We start from the raw sequence: 23,311 nt of genomic DNA, 5'->3' as shown, positions 1-23,311 counted from the left end.
ACCGCATGTTCAAATTCATCATCGAACTCTCGGTCAAATTCCGATGGTTCGTGGTTCTCGCCACGGCGCTTGTCGCGGCCTACGGACTCCTCGAGCTGACACGGCTTCCCATCGACGCCGTGCCGGATATCACCAATCGCCAGGTCCAGGTGACCACGGTCGCTCCGGCGCTCGCGCCTGAACAGATCGAACGGCAGGTCACCTACCCGATTGAAACCGCCATGGCCGGCATTCCCGGCCTGACCACGACCCGATCCCTGAGCCGAAACGGCTTCAGCCAGGTCACAGTCATCTTTACCGACCAGACCGACATCTATTTCGCGCGCCAGCAGGTCGCCGAACGGCTCGCGGGCGCCCGGGAGGCCATGCCTGACGGGGTGGAGCCGACCATGGCCCCGATCACCACGGGCCTCGGTGAAGTGCTGATGTGGACGATCGACTACAAGCCGTTCAACAGTCAGAACCTCGCCAAGCCTGGCGAGCCGGGCTGGCAGGCCGGCGGAGCCTATCTGACGCCCGAAGGCGATCTGCTCTCGACCCCGCAGCAGCGCGCCACCTATCTGCGTACCGTACAGGACTGGATCGTCGCGCCGCAAATGCGGACCGCCCCCGGTCTCGCGGGCGTCGACACCGTCGGCGGCTATGTGAAGGAGTATGCGGTCCGTCCGGACGCGGCGCGCCTTTCCGCCTACGGCCTGGGCATGGGCGACCTTATCCAGGCTCTTGATCGCGCCAACACCCAGGCCGGCGCGGGCTATATCCAACGCGCTGGCGAAGCTCTGACGGTCCGCACCGACGCCCTGGCCTCAACCGTGGAGGACCTGGCTCAGGCGCCGGTCGTCAACCGGAACGGCCTGATCGTGCGGGTCGCCGATGTCGCCACGGTCGAGATCGGCCAGGCTCCGCGCCTGGGCGGCGCCAGCCGTGACGGCCACGAGGCCGTGCTCGGTACGGCGCTGATGATCGCGGGCGGCAACAGCCGCACCGTGGCCCAGGCGGCCGGGGAGCGTCTTGAGGAAGTTCGCAAGACGCTGCCCGCGGGGATCGAGGCGGTAACGGTTCTCGACCGTAGCGCCCTGGTCAACTCGACAATTTCGACGGTGGCGCGCAACCTCACCGAGGGCGCGCTTTTGGTCATCGTCGTTCTGTTCCTGCTGCTCGGCAACATTCGTGCGGCCAGCATCACAGCGCTGATGATCCCGATCAGCTTCCTGTTCGCCGTCATCGGCATGAACCGGTTCGGCATCAGTGGAAACCTGATGAGCTTGGGCGCGCTGGACTTCGGCCTTCTGGTCGATGGGGCGGTCATCGTCGTGGAAAGCACCTTGTTGATGCTGTCGCAGCGGCGGATCGATCTGGGACGGGCTCTGACCCGTCGGGAACGCCTTGATGTCGCCGTGGCCGCAGCTCGCAAGATGGTCAAGCCAGCCGCCTTCGGTCAGCTGATTATCCTGCTCGTCTTCACCCCCTTGCTGATGCTCGAGGGCGTCGAGGGCAAGACGTTCGTCCCCATGGGCGCAACGGTCATGCTGGCGCTCGTCGGCGCCTTCATCTTCTCCTTCACCTTCGTTCCGGCCATGACGGCCCTGCTGGTGCGGGACCCCAAGAAGGTCGAGACCGACGAACACGGCCAAGCCCACGAACATGAGACCTTCCTGCTCCGCCACGCGCGGCGTTGGATCCAGCCGGCCATCCGCGCCGCCGTCGATCGTCCTAAGATCGTGCTGATCTCGGCACTCGGCGCGGTTGTTGTCGGTGGTCTGGCCTTCTCGTCCCTGGGACGGGAGTTCATCCCCACTCTGGACGAGGGCGACATCGCCATGCAGGCGCTGCGTGTTCCCTCGGCGTCGCTGGAACAGTCCCTCGCCATGCAGATGGCGTTGGAACGGGTCATCACCGCCCAGCCGGAAGTCGAGACCATGTTCTCCAGGACCGGCACCGCCGAGGCTGCCGTCGACCCGATGCCGCCCAACATTTCGGACAGCGTCATCGTTCTGAAGGACCGCAAGGACTGGCCGGATTCAGGTCTCGAGAAGGAAGCCTTGCTCGAGCGGTTCGAAGAGCTCGCCAACCAACAGATCGGGAATAATTTCGAGTTCAGCCAACCCATCGAGCTCCGCTTCAACGAACTCATTTCCGGGGTCCGGACCGACCTCGCGGTCATGGTCTACGGCGATGACTTCGACACCATGCAGCGGGTCGCTGATGAGGTGGCCGGCGTACTGCGGCAGACCACCGGCTCCGCCGACGTTCGCGTCGAACAAGCGTCGGGCTTGCCGACGCTCACGGTCAGCGTCGATCGGTTCGCGGCGGCCAGCTACGGCCTGTCCGCAGCCGACGTTTCTGAAGCGGTCTCGGCCGCCATCGGCGGCGCGGAGGCCGGCCGGATTTTCGAGGGCGACCGTCGCTTCGACGTCGTCGTCCGTCTTCCGGACGATGCGCGCAACGATCCGGCGGCGCTCGCGGCCCTGCCGATCGTCTCTTCGACAGGCGTAACCGTGCCGCTGTCTTCGGTAGCCCGTATCCAAAGCGCCGAGGGGCCGAACCAGATCAGCCGCAACGACGGTAGCCGACGGATGGTGGTCCAGGCCAACGTTCGCGGCCGGGATCTGGGCGGCTTCGTCACCGACGCACAAACCAAGGTGGACCAAATCCAGCTCCCGCCGGGCGTCCGCCTGACCTGGGGCGGTCAGTTCGAGAACCTCAAACGGGCCGAACAACGGCTGGGCCTGGTTATTCCGATCGTCTTCGTCCTGATCGGTGTGCTGCTGTTTATGGCTCTGGGGTCGTTCTCCGAGGCTGGGCTGGTCTTCGCCTGCGTGCCCTTGGCCTTGATCGGCGGCGCCTTGGCGCTTCTCATGCGAGGGATGCCGTTCTCGGTGTCTGCGGCCGTTGGCTTCATCGCCGTCTCGGGTGTGGCGACCCTGAACGGACTTGTTTTGATGCAGGCCATTCGCGAGCGATTGCAGGCGGGGCTCGCGCCCCGGGACGCGGCGATCGAAGGGGCGTCCAGCCGATTGCGTGCGGTGTTGACGACAGCCTTGGTCGCCATTGTCGGCTTCATCCCGATGGCGCTCGCCCACGGCGCGGGGGCCGAGGTTCAGAAGCCTCTGGCGACGGTCGTCATCGGCGGCCTTCTGACCGCGACGGCCCTGACCCTGCTGGTCCTGCCGACCTTCGCGGCCAAGGCGGTGCGTCATCGCAAGGACGAGGGGGTTGAGGATTGATTGCTCGCACTCAGGATGACCGTCAGCAGCGACGCACGTTGCTGACGGTTCTCGCGCTCAACGCGGGCCTGGCATTAGCGCTCGGGATCGGCGGCTTGTCCGCCGATTCCAGCGCTCTGCTGGCCAATGCAGTGGACAACGCCTCGGACGCTGCTGTCTATCTGATCAGCTTTCTCGCGATCGGTCGGCCTGGTTCGTGGAAGCGGGGGGCGGCGCGCCTCTCGGGCGTCATGCTCCTTATCTTCGGCGCTGGCGTCCTTCTGGACGCGGGTCGTCGATTCCTCATCGGGACCGAACCGATCGGCCCGACCATGATGGGACTCTCGGTCGTCGCAGCGATCATCAACCTGATCTGCCTGCAGTTGATCCGCCGTCAGCACAGCGGCGACGTCAACATGAAGGCTGCCGAGACGTTCAGCTTTAACGACTTCGCCTCCAACGGGGGAATCCTCGTCGCCGGGGCCCTGGTGCTCTGGCTCGGCCAGGCGTGGCCGGACCTCGTCGTCGGCGTCCTCGTGGCCGCCATCGCGTTGAAGGGCGGCGTGGATATCCTGCGCGATGCGGCTAAGGATCGTCCGGCTGAGGGGGAGGGGCAATGATGCCGCTCGAGCCCTCCGACAGCGTCTCCAAGCCCGCAAGCCCCGCTTTGTCCGGCTCCTCGCCCCCTGATGACGCCTGTCGATCAGCGGTCGATATCCAATCCGTTCAACGATGGCGCAAGGCGGGCATTCTCGTCGGGGGCCTGCTTCTTGTCGTCTGCGCGGCGCTCGTCACATCCTGGCCCTTGCTCGAACATCCTGTCGAGCATCTGGGCCTGATCGCCATCATGGTTTGCATCATCGGTCGGGCTTGGTGTTCCCTTTACATCGGTGGCCGCAAGAAACAGGAGATCATATCCGCAGGACCGTATTCGGTCAGCCGCAATCCGCTGTACGTCTTCAGCTTCATCGGCGCGTTTGGCATCGGCGCCCAGTCCGGCAGCCTTAGCGTCGGTTTGGTCTTCGGATTAGCCTGCTGGGTGGTGTTTCGCATCGTGGTCGGCCGCGAAGAACGCTTCCTCTCCGACGCCTTTGGACACGACTACCAAGCTTACCGTGAGCGCACCCCTCGGTTCCTGCCCAAGCTCTCCCTATGGCGCGACGAGGCGGAAATCATGATCCGGCCGGTATTCTTCGTCCGCACGGTGCGCGACGGCTTCGTCTTTCTCCTAGCGCTTCCGCTTTTCGAAGCGATTGAGCAGCTCCAGCGGCTCGGGGGCTTTAATGCCGTCGTGCCCGTGCCCTGAGGTCGGGAGAACCGGGATGACCACCTGCGAGCGGATCGCGCTGGAACCCGCTGGCCCGGCGCGCCTTCGCCCGTGTCGCTATCCCGCCCCCTCGATCGCGGCGGTCGCCGCAAGCAGCCGCGATTCCCAACCCGCAACGGGACCCTATTTATGACCAGCACAACACTGCCGGACCATCTCCACACCAAGTCCGAGGAGCACGATCACGGTGGCGTTCTAGGCTCCAATACGGAGCTGATCTTCGCCCTGACAAGTGGCCTTGCTCTGGGCCTTGGATTCGCCCTCGAGAAACTCGCAACGGGCCTTCCCGCTTGGATTCCCCTCGCCCTCTTCCTGATCGCCTACATCTTCGGCGGCTTTTTTACGGTGCGAGAAGCGTTCGAGAACCTCCGCCAGAAGCGCTTCGAGATCGATACCTTGATGCTCGTCGCAGCCGCAGGTGCGGCGGCGCTCGGGGCCTGGGCCGAAGGCGCTCTCCTGCTGTTTCTGTTCAGCATCGGCCACGCGCTCGAACACTACGCCATGGGCCGCGCCAAACGCGCGATCGAGGCCCTGGCCGAGCTTGCCCCCCGGACAGCCCATGTGCGACGCGACGGGCAGGTCGTCGAATTGCCTGTCGAAGATTTGGTCGTCGGCGACACCGTGGTGGTGCGTCCAAACGAACGACTGCCCGCTGATGGCTTTGTCGTGGTCGGCACCACAAGCATCAACCAAGCCCCCGTGACCGGCGAAAGCATGCCTGTCGACAAGCAGCCCGTCGCGGATCCCGAGGCGGCGCGGGCGAGACCGGCCCAGGTCGGATCGCCGTCTCTCGTCTTCGCGGGCACCATCAATGGCTCAGGCGCCATCGAGATTGAGACGACCCGCACATCGAGCGACACCACCCTGGCCAAGGTGGTTCGGATGGTGAGTGAGGCCGAGACGCAGAAGTCGCCGACCCAGCGCTTCACGGACAGGTTCGAACGCATCTTCGTGCCTGTGGTGCTGGCGCTCGCCTTTGTCCTGCTGTTCGCCTGGGTCGTCGTCGATGAGCCGTTCCGCGACAGCTTCTATCGCGCCATGGCCGTGCTGGTCGCCGCGAGTCCTTGCGCGCTCGCCATCGCCACCCCGAGCGCCGTCCTCTCGGGCGTCGCCCGTGCGGCGCGCGCCGGTGTCCTGATCAAGGGCGGCGCGCCGTTGGAGAACCTCGGCTCGCTCAACGCCATCGCCTTCGACAAGACCGGCACCCTGACCGAGGGACGGCCGCGGATCACCGACGTCATGACGGTGCGCGGGACGAAGGAGGGCGATCTTCTGGCGGTCGCTGTGGCGGTCGAACGGCTCAGCGACCACCCGTTGGCGGAGGCCATCGCGCGCGACGGTGGCGCACGCTTGCGCGATACGATCATCCCGGCCGCGATCGACCTCAAGAGCCTGACGGGCAAGGGCGTGACCGCCCAGCTGCACGGCGAGACGATCTGGATAGGGAAGCCGGAGATGTTCGGCGTCGACGGCGTAGCGCCGCTCGGCGACGAAACAACCTCTGTCGTCGCTCAGTTGCGACTGCAGGGGCGAACCCTGATGGTGGTGCGACGCGGCACGCGCGATCTCGGTGTCATTGGGCTTCTTGATACGCCTCGCCCAGCAGCGCGGCCGACGCTGACCGCTCTTCGCGCCCTCGGCATCGGGCGAATGATCATGATCTCGGGCGATCACCAGAAGGCCGCACAGGCGATCGCCGGACAGGTCGGCCTGACAGAGGCTTGGGGCGACCTCATGCCCGAGGACAAGGTCGACGCCATCAAACGCCTTCGCGCTGACGGCAAGATTGCCATGGTCGGCGACGGGGTGAACGACGCCCCGGCCATGGCCACGGCGACCGTCGGTATCGCGATGGGCGCGGCTGGCTCCGATGTTGCGCTTGAGACCGCCGACGTCGCCTTGATGTCCGACGACCTGTCGCAGCTGCCCTTCACCGTCGGTCTCAGCCGACAGACGCGGCGCATCATTCTCCAGAATCTCTACGTCAGTCTCGGAATCGTCGCCTTCCTTGTGCCGGCGACGATCCTCGGCCTTGGCATCGGCCCTGCCGTGGCGCTCCACGAGGGGTCGACCCTGCTGGTGGTGTTCAACGCTCTGCGCCTGCTCGGCTACCGCGACCGAACGGCGCCCATCCTTCCCAGTGCAATCCCGGCCGCCCCCGTGGCCCCGCCGGCTCTCTCGAGGACATCGTCATGAAGCGTTTCGGATGGATTTCCGTCATCGCCGTCTTTCTCGCCCTGTCGGTCTTCGCCTTCGGGATGATCTCGCGGCAAACCCGCGAGGTCCCTGCGGCGCCGTCGGCGGCTGACTCTCGCCCGAGCGACACCGAGGCAAGCCACGCTGGCGAGACCACGGACAGCCCATCGACTCGCGCCTATCGCGAGGCCAGCGCGAAGATGCACCAGGCCATGAGCATCAACTACACGGGCGACGCCGACATCGACTTCCTGCGCGGAATGATCGCCCACCACGAGGGTGCGCTCGCAATGGCCAAGGTCGCCGTCGAGCATGGCGAAGCCCGCGACGTGCGTAATCTGGCCGATGAGATCATTGCGGCCCAGGAATCCGAAATTGTCCGGATGAGAATCCTTCTTGCGCGCCATGAGGACACGCCCGCGCCCAACGCAAGGCCCTGACGCATGGCCGGCAAACGCTTCACCGTGCGCGGCCGGAGCATTCGTTGGCGGGAAGGCCGCTATCGCCAACGAGGTAGGCGGCGGCTCCAGGCGCGCCCGCTGAAGCCACGGCCCGTGCTCGATACGCTCGTCGCCATCGGGGTCAGCCTGTTCGCAGGAGGCCTGGTCTTCTGCATGGCCCTTCTGCTGCTGGGCGCACACAAGGTGCCGCTGCATTTTGGTTACGGGGCCATTCTGGGCGGCGTGATCGGCTGCTCGTTTGTGTTTGGACCCCGCGATAGGCCCGGACTGATGGTCGTCGGAGGCTTGGTCGTCGTTTGGGTTTTGGGAACGGCCGTCCTCTACGCTTCGCGAGACCAGATCGTCCTGCGTCCACATGAGCACCGCAGCGCCGCCGCCAAGTCTGCGCCACGGAAGGCTGACTGAATGCCCGAAGCCGCGCTGACCGAGCCATCGCCTCGCCCCGTCCGGATCGCGCGCGGCGGCTGGCTGGACGCGCTGCGTTTTATCGTAGGGGCGCTGATCATCCTCTACCATTTCCGCGAGGCCGCGCCTGTGCCTCTCGGACAATTGCATCCAGTCTTCGAGCGCGGCTATCTGCTCACCGACTTCTTCATCATCGACTCCGGCTATGTCCTGGCCCGCATCTACGGTGATCGCCTCGCGTCCGGACAGGCCTCGCTGCGCGCCTATGCGCGCCAGCGCCTGCTGCGGGTCATTCCGGCCCACCTGGCGGTCAGCCTCGTCCTGGTGCTGCTCGTCGGCGGCGCCGCCCTGGCCGGGATCGCGCCCAGCAATCCGCGCTGGTTCGACTGGTCGCAACTGCCCGCGCAGGTGCTACTGGTCCAGGCCTATGGCGTGCCGGGCGGGCAGGGGTGGAACGCCCCGACCTGGACCCTCTCGGCCCTGATCGGCTGCTATCTCCTGCTGCCCTGGATCTGCCGCGCCCTGTGGCGCTGGCCGCCGGTCGCAATGGTGATCGGCGCGACGCTCCTCGTCGTCGCCGCCGATATCGCCGCCTCGCTGTGGCTCGGCGATCCGATCTACCGCCTGCCGATGCGCTACGGCATCCTGCGCGCCCTGCCGCTCTTCCTGCTCGGAGTCGCGGCGGCCTTCTACGGTTCGCGGGTCTGTGTCGCGCCGCACCGGGCCAGGGCGATCGGCCTCGCCGCCGCCTTCGCGCTCGTGGGGCTGCAGGCCTTCGGCGCCTTCAGCCTGGTGTCGCTCGGCCTGATGACCGTGATCATCTGGGCCGCCGGCGCCGTGCCGGTGCGCAGTCCTTCACGGCTGATCGAGCATCTGGCCCTAATGTCGTTCTCGATGTTCCTCACGAATGAGGTGAGCCGCATCGTCTGGTTCGGCCTGCTCGACGCCCTTGGACAGGAGGCGTGGTCGTCCGGCGTTCGCTGGGTCCTGTGGGCGATCGGCTTGGTCGGGGCGTTCGTGGCCGCCGCCGTGTTTCGCTACGGCTTCGACCGACCGGTCCAGACCTGGCTTAGTCCGTCCCGACGGGGGGGGGCGACCCGAATGTCGGCCGCCGCCACCGAACGGGCCATGGAACTGGCCGCGGGCCCCGGCGTCGCCGCGGCCGGGCGCCCGGGCCAGGCCGTCATCGACCCGCCGCGGGCTTGATCAGGGGCGCGGCTCAATGCTTGCGGGCCCGGACCCCGCGGCCGCCTCCGGCTCCGTCTGGAGGACCGGATCCCGGGCGGCGCCGGGGCGCGGCGGGCGGCAAGCCGAACACAGACCCTGGCCTTCGAGCGTGATCCGTTCGATCTCGTAGCCCGCCGCTGTCGCGGCCGCGTTCAGCGCAGCCAGGTCGGGCGCGGGAACCTCGCGACAGGAGCCGCAGCAGTCGCACAGCAGGTAAAGGGCCGGCGCGCCGGGCCGCTCGGGATCGCAGGCCACGTAGGATTTGAGGGTGGAAAGACGATGAACCAGTCCTCGGGTCTCGAGGAACTGCAGCGCCCGATAGACCGTCGCAGGCTTCGCGACGCGGGCCTCCCGGTGATACGTCGCCACGAGATCATAGGCCTTGGCCGGAGAGCCCGCGATAAGCAGGAGCTCCAGCACCCTGCGCCGGGGGCGCGTCAGCCTGTCCCCAGCGGCGGCCACGCGGGCGGCGGCTGCGCCCAAAGCGCGTTCCACCTGTGCCGCCGTCGGCGGCGCGGTCTCCCGGTCGTGCGGACAAGGCGAGGTCATCAACGGGCTGGGCCCGGCCTCCAGGTTCAGCGGACGGCGCCCTTCACTCCAACCGAACGGCGCGCTCATTTTTAGCTTGCATCTACAGTCGCTGGAGGAGGTAGCCTTGCCCTGTAGAGATCACAAGGAACAGACATGACGGCGCAAACCCTCGAAAGCCGATACCGGGTGACCGGGATGGATTGCGCCAGCTGCGGCCGCAAGATCGACACGGCGATCCGCAGGCTGCCGGGCGTCGAGGACGTGTCGGTGGCGGTGCAGACCGGCGTGCTGAAGATCAGGCATGACGGAGACCTCGCTGACGAAGCGGTCCTGCAGCAACTGCGCAACCTGGGCTACAGCGGGGAAGCGGCCTCGCCGACGTCCGGATCCGTTGCGGCGCCGGCCGGCCCGCCTCCGGCGGCCGCCGGGGCCGGGGGCGCCCCGTGGTGGTGGACCGGGAAGGCGCGCCTCACCGCGCTCTGCGGCCTGGCGCTGCTGTCCGCCTATGGACTGGGCACGCTGTTCCCCTCCCTCGAACGATACGCCTTCCTCGCCGCCCTGGCCGTGGGGTTGATTCCGATCGCGTCGCGCGCCTTTTCGGCGGCGCGCCACGGCACGCCCTTCTCCATCGAAATGCTGATGACCATCGCCGCCGTCGGCGCCGTCTTCATCGGGGCCGCGGAAGAGGCCGCCGCCGTCGTCCTGCTGTTCCTCGTCGGCGAAATGCTGGAAGGGGTGGCGGCCGGACGCGCGCGCAAGAGCATCCAGGGGCTCGCCGCCCTCGTGCCCAAGACCGCCTTCGTCGAGGTGGACGGCGTGACCACGGAAGTCGCCGCCGAGACCGTGGCGGTGGGCGCGGTCATCCTGGTCCGGCCCGGAGACCGCGTTCCCGCGGATGGCGAGATCATCGAGGGCGCGGGAGACCTCGACGAGGCCCCGGTGACGGGCGAGAGCGTGCCCAAACGCAAGGTCGTGGGCGATCCTGTGTTCGCCGGCACGATCAACGGCGGCAGCGTCCTGCGGGTGCGCGTGACGGCCTCGGCCTCGGACAACACCATCGCCCGGGTGGTGCGTCTCGTCGAGGAGGCGCAGGAATCGAAATCTCCGACCGAACGGTTCATCGACCGCTTCTCGAAAATCTACACGCCGGGCGTGCTCGTGTTCGCCGCCCTCGTCGCGGTCACGCCGCCGCTGCTGTTCGGCGGAACGTGGAGCGAATGGATCTACAAGGGCCTCGCCGTGCTGCTGATCGGCTGCCCCTGCGCCCTGGTCATATCCACGCCGGCCGCCATCGCCGCCGGCCTGTCGGCGGGCGCCCGGCGCGGCCTGCTAATGAAGGGCGGGGCCGTGCTGGAAACGCTCGGCAAGATCACCGCGATCGCCTTCGACAAGACGGGGACCTTGACCGCCGGCAAGCCCGTCGTCACCGACGTCGTCGCCGGGACGCGGGACGCCTCCGCCCTGCTGACCCTGGCGGCCGCGCTGGAGACGGGATCAAGCCATCCGCTGGCCCTCGCCATCCTGGCCCGAGCCGAGGCGGATGAGATCACGGCGCCGCCGGCGTCGGCCACCCAGGCCATTGCGGGGGAGGGCGTCGAAGGCGAGGTCGGCGGCGAACGCATATTCCTCGGCTCGCCGCAGGCCGCGGCCCGGCGCGCGCCGATCTCGCCAGCCCAGGACGCAGCCATCGCCGCCCTCAACGCCGAGGGCAAGACGGTGTCCGTCCTTGTCGCCGCAGGCGGGGTGGCCGGGTTCCTCGCCATGCGTGACGAGGCGCGGCCCGATGCGGTCCAGGGTCTGGCCGACCTGAAGGCGCGGGGCATCCGCACCGTCATGCTGACGGGCGACAATCGCCGCACGGCGGAGGCGGTCGCCGCCGGGCTGGGCATCGAGCCCCGGGCCGAACTGCTGCCGCAGGACAAGCTGGTGATCGTCAAGGCGCTCCAGGCCGAAGGTCTGGTGGTCGCCAAGGTCGGGGACGGCATCAACGACGCCCCGGCCCTGGCCCAGGCGGATGTCGGCATCGCCATGGGCGGCGGCACCGACGTGGCCCTGGAGACCGCGGACGCCGCCGTCCTGCGCGGCCGGGTCAGGGACATTCCCGACATGATCGCCCTGTCCCGCGGGGTGATGGGCAATATCCGGCAAAACATAACCATCGCCTTGGGATTGAAGGCCGTCTTCCTGGTCACCACCGTGATCGGAGTGACGGGCCTGTGGCCCGCCATCCTCGCCGACACCGGAGCCACGGTCCTGGTCACGGCCAACGCCATGCGCCTGCTGCGCTGGACGCCGCGTCGACAGGCCTGACGGGAGAGAGCCGGGCTCGAAGGGCCGCGCCGGGAGGGATCCGGGTCAGCCCCTGGCCAGCGAAGGTCAGGGATTATCCGGCGCCGCGCAACCCTGCCTCCGCTCGCGGATTGCATCCCGACACGGCAAGCGACGCCGGAGCGGAGCGCAGGGTGTCATGGGCGAACAGACTGGCGATCAACCGGATGTCGATGGCGAGCGCCCCGACACCGCGAGGACCCGCGGCGAGACTGATCCGGACGCTCCCGCGACGCCGCCGAAGCTCCATATGACGGGCAGGGGTCTCAGCCCGGCCGAGTATCGCGCCCAGCACGGCGGTCACCCGCATCAGGCTGACTTTTCGCGAGGCGCCGATGGCGGCGACGACCCGGCGGAAGCGGCTGGGGCGGGCCAACCCGACAGGCCGTGAACCGGTCGCCTGACGCCCTCCGGCCGCGGGTCGGCGGTCAGGTGCCGTTGTGTCGGCCGAACACGCGGGTCGAGCCGTCGTTGAGGATCAGCACCGTCGTATAGGGTTCGCGGCCGGCGGCCTCCATGCCCGGCGAGCCCGCCGGCATGCCGGGCGCGCTCAAGGCCCTGGCGGCGGGGCGTTCGCTGAGCAGCCGATCGACATCGCCGGCGGGGACGTGGCCTTCGATGGCGTAGGCGCCGACCACCGCCGTGTGACACGAGGCCAGCCGGTCCGGAACGCCGTGCTGCGCCCGGATCGGAGCCAGATCCTCGCGCTCGACGACCTCGACGGTCCAGCCGGCCTGGCGCATGTGCGCGATCCAGCCGCCGCAGCAGCCGCACCAGGGCGTCTTGTAGGCGGTCATCCGCTTCGGCGGCGCGGCGAGGGCCGGGCCGGCGAAGGCGAGGGCCGGCAGCGCCGTCAGAAGGGCGCGTCGGGAGGGGGAGGGCGAAGAGGCGGGCATGACGGCATCCTGGCGAGCGAGGCGACGATCCTAGCCGGATCGCCGGGCGTTGACGACGCTGACGATGTCGCGGGCCGCCGTCAGGCCTGGCGCCCCCAGGACGCGAGCAGACCGCCCTGGCCCGAAAACCGGCGGGGCGTCGTGCGGGGCGAACTATGGGACATTGCGCTTCAGGTCGTCCAGCCAGACCCGGGCGCTCGCGTCCGAGGGCGCCCGCCAGTCGCCGCGCGGCGAAAGGTTGCCGCCCGAAATCACCTTGGGGCCGTTCGGCATGGCGGAGCGCTTGAACTGGCTGAGGGCGAAAAACCGGGTGACAAACACCTCCAGCCATTGCTTGATCGTCGGCAGATCATAGGCGGCGCGCGAGGCGGCCGGGAAGTGGGCCGGCCACGCCCCCGCCTCGAGATCCCGCCAAGCGTGCCAGGCCAGGAAGGCGACCTTGGAGGGACGCAGGCCGTAGCGCGTCAGGTAGAACAGGTTGAAATCCTGCAGTTCGTAGGGCCCGATCCTGGACTGCGTGCTCTGAAGCGCGTCCGCGGCGGCCTGCGGCACCAGCTCGGGCGAGATCTCCGTGCCCAGCACGCCAAGCAAGGTCGCCGAGGCCGCCTCGTCCAACTGCCCGGTGGCCGCGACCCAGCGGATCAGGTGCTGGATGAGGGTCTTGGGGACCGAGCCGTTGACGTTGTAGTGGCTCATGTGATCGCCGACGCCGTAGGTCTGCCAGCCCAGCGCCGACTCGGACAGGTTGCCTGTGCCGAGCACCAGGCCCTCGCGCTGGTTGGCGAGCCGGAACAGGAAGTCGCTCCTCAGCCCGGCCTGGACGTTTTCGAAGGTGACGTCGTAGACCGGTTCGCCGCGGGCGAACGGGTGGCCGATCGCCTCCAGCATCGTCCGCGCCGCGGGCCGGATGTCGATCTCTTCGCCCGTCACCCCGAGGCTTCGCATCAGGGCCCAGGCGTTGCGCTTGGTGCCCTCGCTGGTGGCGAAGCCGGGCATGGTGAAGCCCAGGATGTCCGTGCGCGGACGGCCCAGGGCGTCGAAGGCCTTCGCCGCGACCATCAGGGCGTGGGTGGAGTCGAGGCCGCCGGAGACGCCGACCACGACGCGCCTGACGCCCGCCGCGTCGAGGCGCTTGGCGAGGCCCTGCACCTGGATGTTGAAGGCTTCATAGCAATCCTGGTCCAGCCGGGCCGGATCGTCCGGCACGAACGGAAACCGGTCGTGCGGCCGCAGCAGCCCGATATCGACGTGCTCCGCCGCATGCTCGAAGGCGATCCGCCGGAAAGCGTGCTCGGGGTGGCCGGCGGCGGCGGCGGCGTTGTTGAAGGTGGGCGTCCGCAGCCGCTCGAGGCGCATGCGTTCGACGTCCACGTCCGCCACGGCCATCTGGGCGACGTCCGGGAAGCGGCGGGTCGCGGCCAGCAGACGGCCGAGCTCGTGGATGGTCGCCTGCCCGTCCCAGGCCAGGTCGGTGGTGCTCTCGCCGGGCCCGGCCGCGGCGTAGAGGTAGGCGGCCTGGCATCGCATCGACTGCGAGGCGCAGAGCAGCGCGCGCTCGTCGGCCTTGCCGACCACGATGTTGGACGCCGACAGGTTGCAGAGCAGGGTGGCTCCCGCCAGCGCCGCCAGGGTCGAGGGCGGGGTGGCGGCCCAGAAGTCCTCGCAGAGCTCCATGTGGAAGACGAAGTCCGGGACGTCGCTGGCCTCGATGATCAGGTCGGTCCCGAACGGCGCCCTCTGCCCGGCGACGGCGATGTCCAGGCCGCGCACGCCGGCGCCGGGGGCGAACCAGCGGTTCTCGTAATACTCCCGATAGTTCGGAAGGAAGCTCTTGGGCACGACCCCCAGGACGCGGCCCCGGGCGAGGGCGACGGCGCAATTGTAGAGCCGTCCGTTGCGGACGAGGGGCGCTCCCACCACCAGCACCGGCTGCAGGTCCCGGCTCGCCTGCACGAGCTCGGCGAGCGCGGCGTTCACCGCCTGAAGGAGGGCGTCCTGGAGCAGGAGGTCGTCGATCGCATAGGCGGACAGGCCCAGCTCCGGAAACAGCATGAGGTCGGCGCCGCGGGCGTGTCCCTCCCGCGCCAGTTTCAGGGTCTCGAGGAGGTTGGCCGCCGGATCGGCCACGGCGATGCGCGGCGTGCAAACCGCCACACGCACGAACCCCTGCACCCGGTTGGAATAGAGTTCATGCGCTCGGCCTCCTTTGGCGTCGACCGGTACAGGAGCGGCCCGGCGCCCGGCAAGTTGCGCCCTCCGTCGCGCGCCGCGGCCGCCCGAGCTCGGGCCCGCCGTCATCGCGGGCAGGCGGAGCTCGCTGTCGAGGGCGTCGCGGCGCCCCCGACGGCGGCCTACGGCCGCACGGCCGCGTAGAGGGAGATCGACCCGGTCGGGGTGGGAATCCGCCGCGTCTCGCTCACGGCCTCGAAGCCGGCTTCGCGCATGAGGTCCGGGAGCACGCCGAGCGCATTGGGCTCGGTGTGCTCGAAGCCGTCCAGCATCTGAACCTGCCGGAAGAGCAGGCGCATCAAGGGATTCGCCTGGCGGCCGGCGTCGGCCATATGCAGCCGGCCGCCGGGTCGAAGCGCGCCCAGGCAGGCGGCGAGGATCGCCCGCTTCACGGGCATCGGGCATTGATGCAGCACCAGGCTCGAGACCACCTTGTCCGCGGCCGCGCCCGGCAGGATCGCGGTCAGCGCGTCCCCGTAGCCGGCTCGCCATTCCACGTGGACCCCGGCCCGGCGAGCCTTGTCGCGCGCGATCTCCAGCACCGCCTTGTCGGGATCGACGCCGATGAGGCGCGATCCCGGCGACGCCGTCTTGAGCTGGATCGCGAAGGTCCCGGTGCCGCAGCCGACGTCGAGGATTGTCTCGCCAGGCTGCGGATCGGCTTCCGACAGCAGGGCGCACCGCCAGCGACGCTCCCGGGTCATGACGGCCAGCACCCTGTCGTAGGCGCCGGTGAGCTCGTGGCGACCGAGCGCGGGGACGAAGTCTCTGTCCTGGTTCATGGCGACGAGCATCGCCTGGATTCGGGCTCGCCGCTTGAACGAAGCGGCTGCTCAGCCGGAGGGGACCAGGCGCCGCGGCTGCACCCCGAACATCGCCTTCATCGTCCGCGCGAGGTGCGCGCCGTCGGAGAAGCCGGCCTCATGGGCGGCGGTGGTCACGTCGACCCCGCCCGCCAGCAGTGTCGCCGCAAGCTGCAGCCGCCGCCAGAGGACGAACCGCTTGAACGACAAGCCTTGCGCTTCGGCGAAGACGTGACGGAACCGGTCGGCCGACAAACCCGCGCGGCCCGCAGCCGCATCGAGCCGCACGGGGCCTTCCGAGAGCGCGGCGTCGATGAACGTCAGGACGCCGGCCATCCAGGACACCGCGGGCGCGGCCGGCTCGCCTCCGGCTCCGCCCGCCTGGTCCGACCAGAACCGCCGACGGCCCTCGGCCGCCAGCACGTGGGCGCTGGACGCGCGGACGAGCACGGCCCGAAGCGCCGCGCGCGCCTCCACGCCCAGACTTCCCGGCTCGAAAAACAGGATCTCGGCCTGCGCCGCGGCGCCGAGCCGATGGCCCACGAGCGGATCGACGAGAAACGCCGTGGCGCGAAGGACGCGGCCGCCCGCAGTCTCGACGGCGATCGGCCGGTCGGCGAACACCGCCTGCGCCGCGAGGTGCCGGTGAAGCGCGTTGTCGCCGACCGCGCCGCGCCACCGCGCCCAGCCCGGGCCGATCTGCAGACCCCCGCGCCAGGCGCCGTCAGGGCTCACCGGCGCGCCACAGGCGGGAAACGACGCCGGATGGGGTCAGTCACGGTCCCGGCCCCCGGATCGGCCGCGGCGATCTCGCTCGTCGCGGCGGTCGGATCGCGCGGGCTCGTCGGCGTCGTCCTCGAGGCGCTCTTCCCGCGCCCCGGACGCCACGCCGGCGGGACCGATTCGCCAGCTCACGACGGCGACCACCAGGAGCACCAGCAGCAGGGCGGCGGCCACCGAGCCCCGGCGGGACCGCCCAAGAAGATCCGACGCGGGCGCCCGTCGTTGAGGAGTCAGATCGATGGACCTCAGCAGGCACGACAGGCGTGCCTCGCCCGACCTTGAGGGCATTCCGTTCATGTCGCTCATGTCACCCACCTCCTTCAAGATCGAACTCGGGTACTCCAAGGCGAGTTCCAACGCTGCGGTCCCTCAGTCCACGGTTCGGCTTGTTCGCACGACATCCCCGCGCCGAGCGCCGCCTCGAAGCCCATTCGGGTTCGGACCGAAACAACTCGGACAGTCGGCACTGTCCATCTTCACGCCGCTTTGAAGCCGTCTGCTGAACCCATAAAGGCTCGACGCGGCGGAGAAGCCAAAGGTTCCCCGCCGCGTCGTCAACCCGGACGCCGCCGCCCCGTGCGACGACAGTCCGGCAGCAGGGGATTACTGCGGCCGAATCGCCTTCACTTCGCCCGCGCTGCCTGTAACGACCAGATCAAACTCGACCCGGTCGCCGACCTTCGCCTGGTCAATCAGGGCGGGTGACGCCGCGAAGCCCATGGTCATCGCGGGCCATTCCAGACTGGCGATCGGCTCGTGCTCGATCGTGATCTTGCCGCCCTCCGCGTCGATGGCCGAAATCACCCCGCGCGCGGTCGCGGACTCCTCTCCGGCCGCCGACGACATGGCGTCCATCTCCGCCGGCGCCGCGGGGGCAACGGCGGAACCGGTGGCGGCTGGGGTTTCCGTCTCCGTCGCCGGCTGCTGACTGCAGGCCGCCAGGGCAATGACCGCCCCGGCTGACAGGCTCAGGCCGAGGGCGAGCCTGGCCGACTTCACGAACAGGTTTTTCATAGGGTAGCTCCTTGGGTGGGGGTTTGGGTGGGACGTGATTTCCGGCGTCTCAGGAGGAGATAGCCGGCTGGGATGACGAGCATCGACAGGAGGGGCGCGGTGATCATGCCGCCAATGACTGGCGCCGCGATCCGGGTCATGATCTCCGACCCCGCGCCGTGGCCGATCAGGATCGGGAACAGACCGCCCAAGATCACGGCGACCGTCATCGCCTTGGGCCGGACCCGCAGAAGGGCGCCCTCGCGAACGGCCTCCTCGACCTGCTCCCGGTCGGGATCAGGTCCTCGATCCTTCAGCGCATGTTTGAGATAGATCAGCATCACGACGCCGAACTCCGCCGACAGGCCAGCGAGGGCGATGAAGCCAACCCCGGTCGCGACCGACTGATCGAAGCCCATCAGATAGAGCAACCAGAAGCCGCCGGTCAGGGCGAATGGCAGGGTGCCCATGATGAGGAGGGCTTCGTCGAAGCGCCCGAAGGTCAGATAGAGCAGGATGAAGATGATCACGAGCGTGGCCGGAACCACGATCTTTAGCCGCTCGGCCGCCCGTTCCAGATATTCGAACTGGCCGGAGTAGGCGATGCTGACGCCCGGCGCGAGATCCACCTCGCTGGCGACCGCCTGACGCAGATCGGCGACGACAGACGCGAGGTCGCGCCCCCGAGTGTCGACATAGACCCAGGTGGTCAGCCTGCCGTTCTCGGACTTGAGCATCGGCGGGCCGTCCGCGATCTGGATATTGGTGACCGTGCCAAGGGTGATCTGCTGGCCCGACGGCGTCAGCATCGGCAGGGCGCGCAGTTGCTCCAGACTGTCGCGCAATTCTCTCGGGTAACGGACGCTGATCGGATAGCGGGCGAGCCCCTCCACCGTCTGTCCGATCGTCTCGCCGCCCACGGCGCCCGATACGATCGATTGGACATCGGCGATGTTCAGGCCGTAGCGGGCCGCCGCGCGCCGGTCGATGTCGATGTCGACATAACGCCCGCCGGTCAGGCGTTCGGCCAAGGCGGAGGTCACGCCCGGTACGGTCCTGGCGACATCGGCCACCTGGGCCGCGATACGGTCCATCGCGGCCAGGTCAGAGCCGGACACCTTGACGCCGACGGGGCTCTTGATGCCCGTCGCCAGCATGTCGATGCGATTTCGGATGGGAGGGACCCAGACGTTGGACAGTCCGGGGACCTGAACCGCGCGATCGAGTTCTTCGATCAGTTTTTCCGGGGTCATGCCCGGCCGCCATTCATCGCGCGGCTTGAACTGGATGGTGGTCTCGAACATCTCCAGCGGAGCCGGATCCGTGGCGGTTTCCGCCCGGCCCGCCTTGCCGAACACGGTCGCCACTTCGGGCACGGTGCGGATCATCCGGTCCGTCTGTTGCAGCAGTTCCGCGGCCTTGGCCGGGGAGAGACCCGGCTGGGCCGAAGGCATATACAGCAGGTCGCCCTCGTCCATCGCCGGCATGAATTCGCCGCCGAGCTGGCTAAGAGGCCAGGCGGTGGTGGCGAAGATCAGCAAGGCTGCCACCAAGGTCTTTCTGGGATGATGCAGCACCCAGTCCAATGGCCCGCGATAGATGCGCGTGAGCCAGCGATTGATCGGATTGCTCTGTTCGGCCGGGATCCGTCCGCGGATCAGATAGCCCATCAGAACCGGCACGAGAGTGATGGACAGGATCGCCGCCGCCGCCATCGCATAGCTCTTGGTAAAGGCTAGGGGCGCGAACAGCCGGCCCTCCTGGGCCTGCAGGCTGAACACCGGGATGAACGACAGGGTGATGATCAGCAGGCTCAGGAACAGCGCGGGGCCGACCTCCACGGCCGCCTCGGTGATGACCTTCCAGCGATCTTCGCCCGCCAGCTTTTCATCCGGGTGATCGTGTTCCCATCGTTCGATGTGTTTGTGGGCGTTCTCGATCATGACCACCGCCGCATCCACCATGGCGCCGATGGCGATGGCGATGCCGCCCAGCGACATGATGTTGGCGTTCACGCCCTGAAGATTCATGATCAGGAAGGCCGCCAGGACGCCCAGCGGCAGGGTCAGGATGGCGACCAGCGCCGACCGGGCGTGCCAGAGGAACAGGCCGCAGACCAGGGCGACGACTATGAACTCCTCGATCAGCTTGCCGCTCAGATTGTCGATCGCCCGGTCGATGAGCTGCGAGCGATCGTAGGTCGTCACCACTTCGACTCCCGGGGGCAGTCCGGCTTTGAGCGTCTCGAGTTTCTCGGTCACGGCCGCGATCGTGGCGCGGGCGTTTGCGCCGGATCGAAGGATGACGACGCCGCCCGCGACCTCGCCTTCGCCGTTGAGCTCGGCTATGCCGCGTCTCATCTCCGGGCCGATCTGGATGGTCGCGACATCCCCGAGGCTGATCGGCACGCCTCCAGCCGCCGTGCGGAGCGGCACGGCCCGGAAGTCGTCGAGCTCGGTCAGATAGCCGTTGGCGCGGATCATGTATTCGGCTTCGGCGAGCTGGAGCACCGAGCCGCCCGTCTCGCCGTTGGCGCGCTGGAGAGCGTCCACCACCGCCTGATGGGTGACGCCGTAGGACGCGAGCCTGACGGGGTCGAGCACCACCTGGTATTGCCGCACCATGCCGCCCAGGCTGGCGACCTCGGCGACCCCCGGCACGGTCTTCAGCTCGTAGCGGAGGAACCAATCCTGCAGGCTTCGCAATTGCGCCAGATCGTTGCGGCCTGTGCGATCGACCAGGGCGTATTCATAGACCCAGCCTACGCCGGTGGCGTCCGGACCAAGTGCCGGTTGGGCGGTCGCGGGAAGCCGCGCCTGCACCTGGCTGAGGTATTCGAGGACCCGGGAACGCGCCCAGTAGAGGTCCGTCCCATCTTCGAACAGCACATAGACGAAGCTGTCGCCGAAGAAGGAATAGCCTCGAACCGTTCGCGCGCCGGGTACGGACAGCATGGTGGTCGCCAGAGGATAGGTGACCTGGTTCTCGACGATCTGGGGCGCCTGCCCCGGGTAGCTGGTGCGAATGATGACCTGCACGTCCGACAGGTCCGGCAAGGCGTCGACCGGCGTGCTGCGAACCGCGAACAGGCCGGCGGCGAGCAGGGCGACGGCGGCCATAAGGACGAGGAAGCGCCCCTTGACCGAGGCGCGAATGACCGCGGCGATCATTGGCTCGACCTCCCGCGCGAGGCGGGCGCGGCCATGGATGCGCCCGTTGGGGCGGCGGTGGCGGGCCGGGACGTCGGGCCGATCGGCCGCGCCGTTACGCCTGACAGGCTGGCTTCGGAATCGATCAGGAACTGCCCCGACGCGACGATCCGTTCGCCTTCCCTGAGACCGGCGAGGATCTCGGTTTGCCCCCCGGCTTCTCGCCCGACACGGACCTCGGCCGGTTGATACCGGCCTTCCGGCCGGGCGAGCATGACAATGTCCCGTTCACCCGTTCGGATCACCGCCTCGGTCGGCACGAGCAACGCCGTCGTCGAACCGCCGCCGAAGGTGATCCGGCCGAACATGCCGGGGCGCAAACGGCCCCCGCGATTGGCCATTTCGATCCGTCCCGTGACCGTGCGGCTGTCGCCGACGAGTTCCGGCAACAGGGCGGTCAGACGACCCGTGAACCGCTCTCCCGGGAACGCGGTCAAAGCCACCTCGACGGACTGTCCGACCCTTAGCCGGCTCCCCAGCGCCTCCGGGATGGCGGCATTGACCCAGACGGTGGCCAGGCCGTTGATCTCGGCCAAGGTCATGCCTTGGGTCACGCTCATGCCGGCGCGCACGCCCAGGGTCTTGATCACGCCGCCAGTGGGCGTTGAGATCGTGATCGTGTTTCGCGCCCGCCCGCTGCGCTCCACCGAGGCGATCAGGCTCTCGGACATGCCCATCAGCACCAGTCGCTGCCGCGCCGCCTGGATCAGGGGCGTGTTGCCGGTGCGCCGTACGGCCAGATATTCCGTCTGGGCGCCGCCCCAGGTCGGGATGAGCAAATCGACCAGAGGCGCGCCCGCAGCGATGACATCGCCCGGCGCGCGGTTGTAGACTCGCTGCACGAAGCCGTCGGCCCGCGACTGGACCACGGCGATGTCGCGTTCATTGTAATCGACCACCGCCGTGGCGCTCAGATCGCCCTCAAGGTCGCCACGGCGAGCCGTGGCATACCGGACCCCCAAATTCTGGGCCAGCGCCGGATCGATTCGAACGCCGGGGGTGGCGGTCGTTCCCCCCTCATCGGCATATTTGGGGATGGTCTCCATGTTCATGGACGACTTCCCCGGCCCCGGGTAGCGTTCGTTTGGAACCATGGGATCGTACCAATAGAGGATCTCGCGCTCCCCTCCCCCCTCGGCGGTCTCACCGCCGGCCCCATCCAGCCGCGGAGCGACGACGATGCCGGCCCCGACGCCGACCCCGACCAAAAGAAGCGCGCCCATGGCGATGCCCAGGCGTTTGTTGCGAAGGGCGTTCATCGGTCGTCGTTCCCATAGGTGAGAGTGATCTCGACCACTTGACGCATCACGGCGGCCTCGCGATCGAGCGTGTCGAGCCGGGCGTTGGCCACGGCGGTGAAGGCTTCGAGAACTTCAACGATGCCCGCCCGACCCGCCGCATAGCTCGCGGTTTCGAGATCGGAACGCTGAAGGACACTGGGCAGAACGACGTCGCGCGACCGGACCCATTGATCGTGAGCGGTCGCGTATTCGGCCAGGGCGCTTCGCAGCGACGCGGTCAACACGCGCTCAGCGTCCTCACGCTCGGCGGTGACCCGCAGCGCATCAGCGGCGCGCGCGGCGATGACGGGATCCTGCCTCTGCCCCGGAAAGATCGGCAGCCGCACGCTCGCTCCGACGGAGAACAGATCGCCGAACCGCTCATCGCGGCGGGCGTAGCTGGCTTGGAACGACCAGTCCGGGCGACGTCCGGCGCGGGCCAGGTCGACCTCGGCTTCGGCGCGGCGCGCGGCGGCTCCATAGGCCCGCACGGTCGGCAGCTGGGCGATGCCGTTCCGCAAGGCGGTCAGGTCGAGATCGTCCTGCGGCGGCGGGCCAACCGTCTCGGGATCGGCGTCGCCCGTCCACCGGGCGAGTTCGGCTCGCGCCTTCTCGATGTCGGCGGCGAGACTGCTGCGGCGATCGTCAAGATCGGCTTTGAGCTGAACGGGCCCGAGAGCGTTGGCGGGCCGATAGGCGCCGGACGCGACTCCGGCCGGGGCGGCGTCCCACAGGGGTTGCAACGTCGCCAGCAGCTCTTCCAACGCCGCAAAGCGGCGTTCGGCATAGAACAGGTCGATCCACGCAAGGCCCACGGCGACCCGGACCTCTCGTCGCGCGACGGACTCCTCAGCGCCGGCGACGCCGATCGCCGCCTCGGCGATGTCTCGCTCGGCGCGACGACGCGCGCGGCTGGGCACCTCCTGCTCGACGCCGATCCTGAGCATGGTGAAGTCTTCATCGAATTGCCCCGCGAACGGCCCGGTCACCGGATATCCGTCGAGACCGACGGAGAGCCGGGGGTCCGGCAGAAGCCCCGCTGCCGGAACGGCCGCACGAGCGGCGTCGACACCCAATGCGCTGGCGCGCAGACTGGGTGCGCTGAACGCCGCGCGGGCCAGGGCCTCGTCGAACGTCTGGGGGTCAGCCTGGGCCGGCGCGGTCCAGACGCTCAGGAGCAGAACGGAAGCGGGAAGGATCGCCCAGCTTGCGGTTAGCTCACGGCACCGGGTGGGCGCCGAAGCCTCGGCTCGCCGCGTCGTGACGCGCGGCAGGCGGACACGGGGCGGCTGACAAGCAGACGCGCGTGTCGCCGTCCTCAAACGAATGGTCATGAAATTCCTCGAAACCATCGGACCCGCCGTGAGGGCAGGACACCGGCGAAGGGCTCAGATCGATCGGTTACCGCGGCGTAACGTCGCGCACGGCCTACCGTTC

The 23,311-nt window shown here is 68.6% G+C and carries 19 protein-coding genes; 8 read left to right on the top strand and 11 right to left on the bottom strand.

All coding sequences use genetic code 11. The features are described from left to right. Positions 1-5 precede the first annotated feature (5 nt). From ACYX4P_RS01610 to ACYX4P_RS01580, 7 genes are all read left to right on the top strand, one after another. Positions 6-3,227, top strand: a complete 3,222-nt coding sequence (locus tag ACYX4P_RS01610; protein ID WP_088582520.1) for an efflux RND transporter permease subunit — start codon at positions 6-8, stop codon at positions 3,225-3,227. Between the two features lie 38 nt (positions 3,228-3,265). Beyond that, positions 3,266-3,826 (top strand): cation efflux transmembrane domain-containing protein, encoded by a 561-nt coding sequence (locus ACYX4P_RS01605; protein WP_008261511.1) that lies wholly within the window; start codon positions 3,266-3,268, stop codon positions 3,824-3,826. Continuing rightward, positions 3,823-4,512, top strand: coding sequence for a methyltransferase family protein (locus ACYX4P_RS01600; RefSeq protein WP_008264189.1), 690 nt, complete (start codon positions 3,823-3,825; stop codon positions 4,510-4,512). The genes ACYX4P_RS01605 and ACYX4P_RS01600 overlap by 4 nt, the downstream gene beginning before the upstream one ends. A gap of 72 nt (positions 4,513-4,584) precedes the next feature. Next, positions 4,585-6,729 (top strand): heavy metal translocating P-type ATPase, encoded by a 2,145-nt coding sequence (locus ACYX4P_RS01595; protein WP_425331944.1) that lies wholly within the window; start codon positions 4,585-4,587, stop codon positions 6,727-6,729. Beyond that, complete coding sequence (gene copM / locus ACYX4P_RS01590) at positions 6,726-7,169, top strand: CopM family metallochaperone (protein WP_088582518.1); 444 nt, start codon at positions 6,726-6,728, stop codon at positions 7,167-7,169. Before ACYX4P_RS01595 ends, copM begins: the two co-directional genes overlap by 4 nt. Positions 7,170-7,172: 3 nt before the next feature. Further along, the gene (locus ACYX4P_RS01585; RefSeq protein ID WP_112863181.1) at positions 7,173-7,595 is read left to right on the top strand and encodes a hypothetical protein; all 423 of its coding nucleotides are present in this window, start codon (positions 7,173-7,175) and stop codon (positions 7,593-7,595) included. Next, on the top strand, positions 7,596-8,801 hold the full coding sequence (locus tag ACYX4P_RS01580; RefSeq protein WP_105625181.1) for an acyltransferase family protein: 1,206 nt from the start codon (positions 7,596-7,598) through the stop codon (positions 8,799-8,801). It abuts the gene before it with no gap. Here the strand turns inward: ACYX4P_RS01580 and ACYX4P_RS01575 are convergent, their stop codons facing one another. Continuing rightward, the gene (locus ACYX4P_RS01575; RefSeq protein WP_240612159.1) at positions 8,802-9,440 is read right to left on the bottom strand and encodes a Fur family transcriptional regulator; all 639 of its coding nucleotides are present in this window, start codon (positions 9,438-9,440) and stop codon (positions 8,802-8,804) included. Positions 9,441-9,506: 66 nt separating this feature from the next. On the opposite strand from ACYX4P_RS01575, the gene ACYX4P_RS01570 reads away from it, so the two are divergent. Beyond that, entirely contained in the window at positions 9,507-11,663 is a 2,157-nt protein-coding gene (locus ACYX4P_RS01570) for a heavy metal translocating P-type ATPase (protein WP_088582517.1), read from the top strand. Between the two features lie 73 nt (positions 11,664-11,736). On the opposite strand, the gene ACYX4P_RS01565 is transcribed toward ACYX4P_RS01570, so the two are convergent. From ACYX4P_RS01565 to ACYX4P_RS01520, 10 genes are all read right to left on the bottom strand, one after another. After that, complete coding sequence (locus ACYX4P_RS01565) at positions 11,737-12,057, bottom strand: hypothetical protein (protein WP_035307574.1); 321 nt, start codon at positions 12,055-12,057, stop codon at positions 11,737-11,739. 52 nt (positions 12,058-12,109) lie between these two features. Then, on the bottom strand, positions 12,110-12,577 hold the full coding sequence (locus tag ACYX4P_RS01560) for a DUF411 domain-containing protein (RefSeq protein WP_035307575.1): 468 nt from the start codon (positions 12,575-12,577) through the stop codon (positions 12,110-12,112). 153 nt (positions 12,578-12,730) lie between these two features. After that, entirely contained in the window at positions 12,731-14,749 is a 2,019-nt protein-coding gene (locus ACYX4P_RS01555) for an NAD(+) synthase (protein ID WP_476070180.1), read from the bottom strand. A gap of 179 nt (positions 14,750-14,928) precedes the next feature. After that, positions 14,929-15,600, bottom strand: a complete 672-nt coding sequence (locus ACYX4P_RS01550; RefSeq protein ID WP_230307678.1) for a class I SAM-dependent methyltransferase — start codon at positions 15,598-15,600, stop codon at positions 14,929-14,931. A 39-nt stretch (positions 15,601-15,639) separates the two neighbouring features. Then, the gene (locus ACYX4P_RS01545; RefSeq protein WP_052004914.1) at positions 15,640-16,344 is read right to left on the bottom strand and encodes a helix-turn-helix transcriptional regulator; all 705 of its coding nucleotides are present in this window, start codon (positions 16,342-16,344) and stop codon (positions 15,640-15,642) included. 36 nt (positions 16,345-16,380) lie between these two features. Further along, positions 16,381-16,698, bottom strand: a complete 318-nt coding sequence (locus ACYX4P_RS01540) for a hypothetical protein (RefSeq protein WP_135194148.1) — start codon at positions 16,696-16,698, stop codon at positions 16,381-16,383. A gap of 297 nt (positions 16,699-16,995) precedes the next feature. Next, a complete protein-coding gene (locus ACYX4P_RS01535; RefSeq protein WP_035307582.1) occupies positions 16,996-17,406 on the bottom strand; it encodes a copper-binding protein in 411 nt (136 codons plus the stop codon). After that, positions 17,403-20,555 carry an efflux RND transporter permease subunit gene (locus tag ACYX4P_RS01530; RefSeq protein WP_112863184.1) on the bottom strand — a complete coding sequence of 1,051 codons (3,153 nt, stop codon included), beginning with the start codon at positions 20,553-20,555 and terminating at the stop codon, positions 17,403-17,405. Before ACYX4P_RS01530 ends, ACYX4P_RS01535 begins: the two co-directional genes overlap by 4 nt. Continuing rightward, positions 20,552-21,853, bottom strand: a complete 1,302-nt coding sequence (locus tag ACYX4P_RS01525; RefSeq protein WP_112863185.1) for an efflux RND transporter periplasmic adaptor subunit — start codon at positions 21,851-21,853, stop codon at positions 20,552-20,554. The genes ACYX4P_RS01530 and ACYX4P_RS01525 overlap by 4 nt, the downstream gene beginning before the upstream one ends. Continuing rightward, the gene (locus ACYX4P_RS01520) at positions 21,850-23,208 is read right to left on the bottom strand and encodes a TolC family protein (RefSeq protein ID WP_112863186.1); all 1,359 of its coding nucleotides are present in this window, start codon (positions 23,206-23,208) and stop codon (positions 21,850-21,852) included. The genes ACYX4P_RS01525 and ACYX4P_RS01520 overlap by 4 nt, the downstream gene beginning before the upstream one ends. Positions 23,209-23,311: the final 103 nt, after the last annotated feature.

Source organism: Brevundimonas sp. ABV4_179 (genome assembly GCF_056311945.1).
The sequence above is the reverse complement of the archived record's forward strand: the minus strand, read 5'-3'. Positions and strand labels throughout refer to the sequence as shown.

Bases quoted from the DNA above. Each gene is read 5' to 3' on its own strand.
- ACYX4P_RS01610 (WP_088582520.1), top strand. From the start codon at position 6: ATGTTCAAATTCATCATCGAACTCTCGGTCAAATTCCGATGGTTCGTG.
- ACYX4P_RS01600 (WP_008264189.1), top strand. From the start codon at position 3,823: ATGATGCCGCTCGAGCCCTCCGACAGCGTCTCCAAGCCCGCAAGCCCC.
- copM (WP_088582518.1), top strand. From the start codon at position 6,726: ATGAAGCGTTTCGGATGGATTTCCGTCATCGCCGTCTTTCTCGCCCTG.
- ACYX4P_RS01585 (WP_112863181.1), top strand. From the start codon at position 7,173: ATGGCCGGCAAACGCTTCACCGTGCGCGGCCGGAGCATTCGTTGGCGG.
- ACYX4P_RS01580 (WP_105625181.1), top strand. From the start codon at position 7,596: ATGCCCGAAGCCGCGCTGACCGAGCCATCGCCTCGCCCCGTCCGGATC.
- ACYX4P_RS01575 (WP_240612159.1), bottom strand. From the start codon at position 9,440: ATGAGCGCGCCGTTCGGTTGGAGTGAAGGGCGCCGTCCGCTGAACCTG.
- ACYX4P_RS01570 (WP_088582517.1), top strand. From the start codon at position 9,507: ATGACGGCGCAAACCCTCGAAAGCCGATACCGGGTGACCGGGATGGAT.
- ACYX4P_RS01560 (WP_035307575.1), bottom strand. From the start codon at position 12,577: ATGCCCGCCTCTTCGCCCTCCCCCTCCCGACGCGCCCTTCTGACGGCG.
- ACYX4P_RS01550 (WP_230307678.1), bottom strand. From the start codon at position 15,600: ATGCTCGTCGCCATGAACCAGGACAGAGACTTCGTCCCCGCGCTCGGT.
- ACYX4P_RS01540 (WP_135194148.1), bottom strand. From the start codon at position 16,698: ATGAGCGACATGAACGGAATGCCCTCAAGGTCGGGCGAGGCACGCCTG.
- ACYX4P_RS01535 (WP_035307582.1), bottom strand. From the start codon at position 17,406: ATGAAAAACCTGTTCGTGAAGTCGGCCAGGCTCGCCCTCGGCCTGAGC.
- ACYX4P_RS01530 (WP_112863184.1), bottom strand. From the start codon at position 20,555: ATGATCGCCGCGGTCATTCGCGCCTCGGTCAAGGGGCGCTTCCTCGTC.
- ACYX4P_RS01525 (WP_112863185.1), bottom strand. From the start codon at position 21,853: ATGAACGCCCTTCGCAACAAACGCCTGGGCATCGCCATGGGCGCGCTT.
- ACYX4P_RS01520 (WP_112863186.1), bottom strand. From the start codon at position 23,208: ATGACCATTCGTTTGAGGACGGCGACACGCGCGTCTGCTTGTCAGCCG.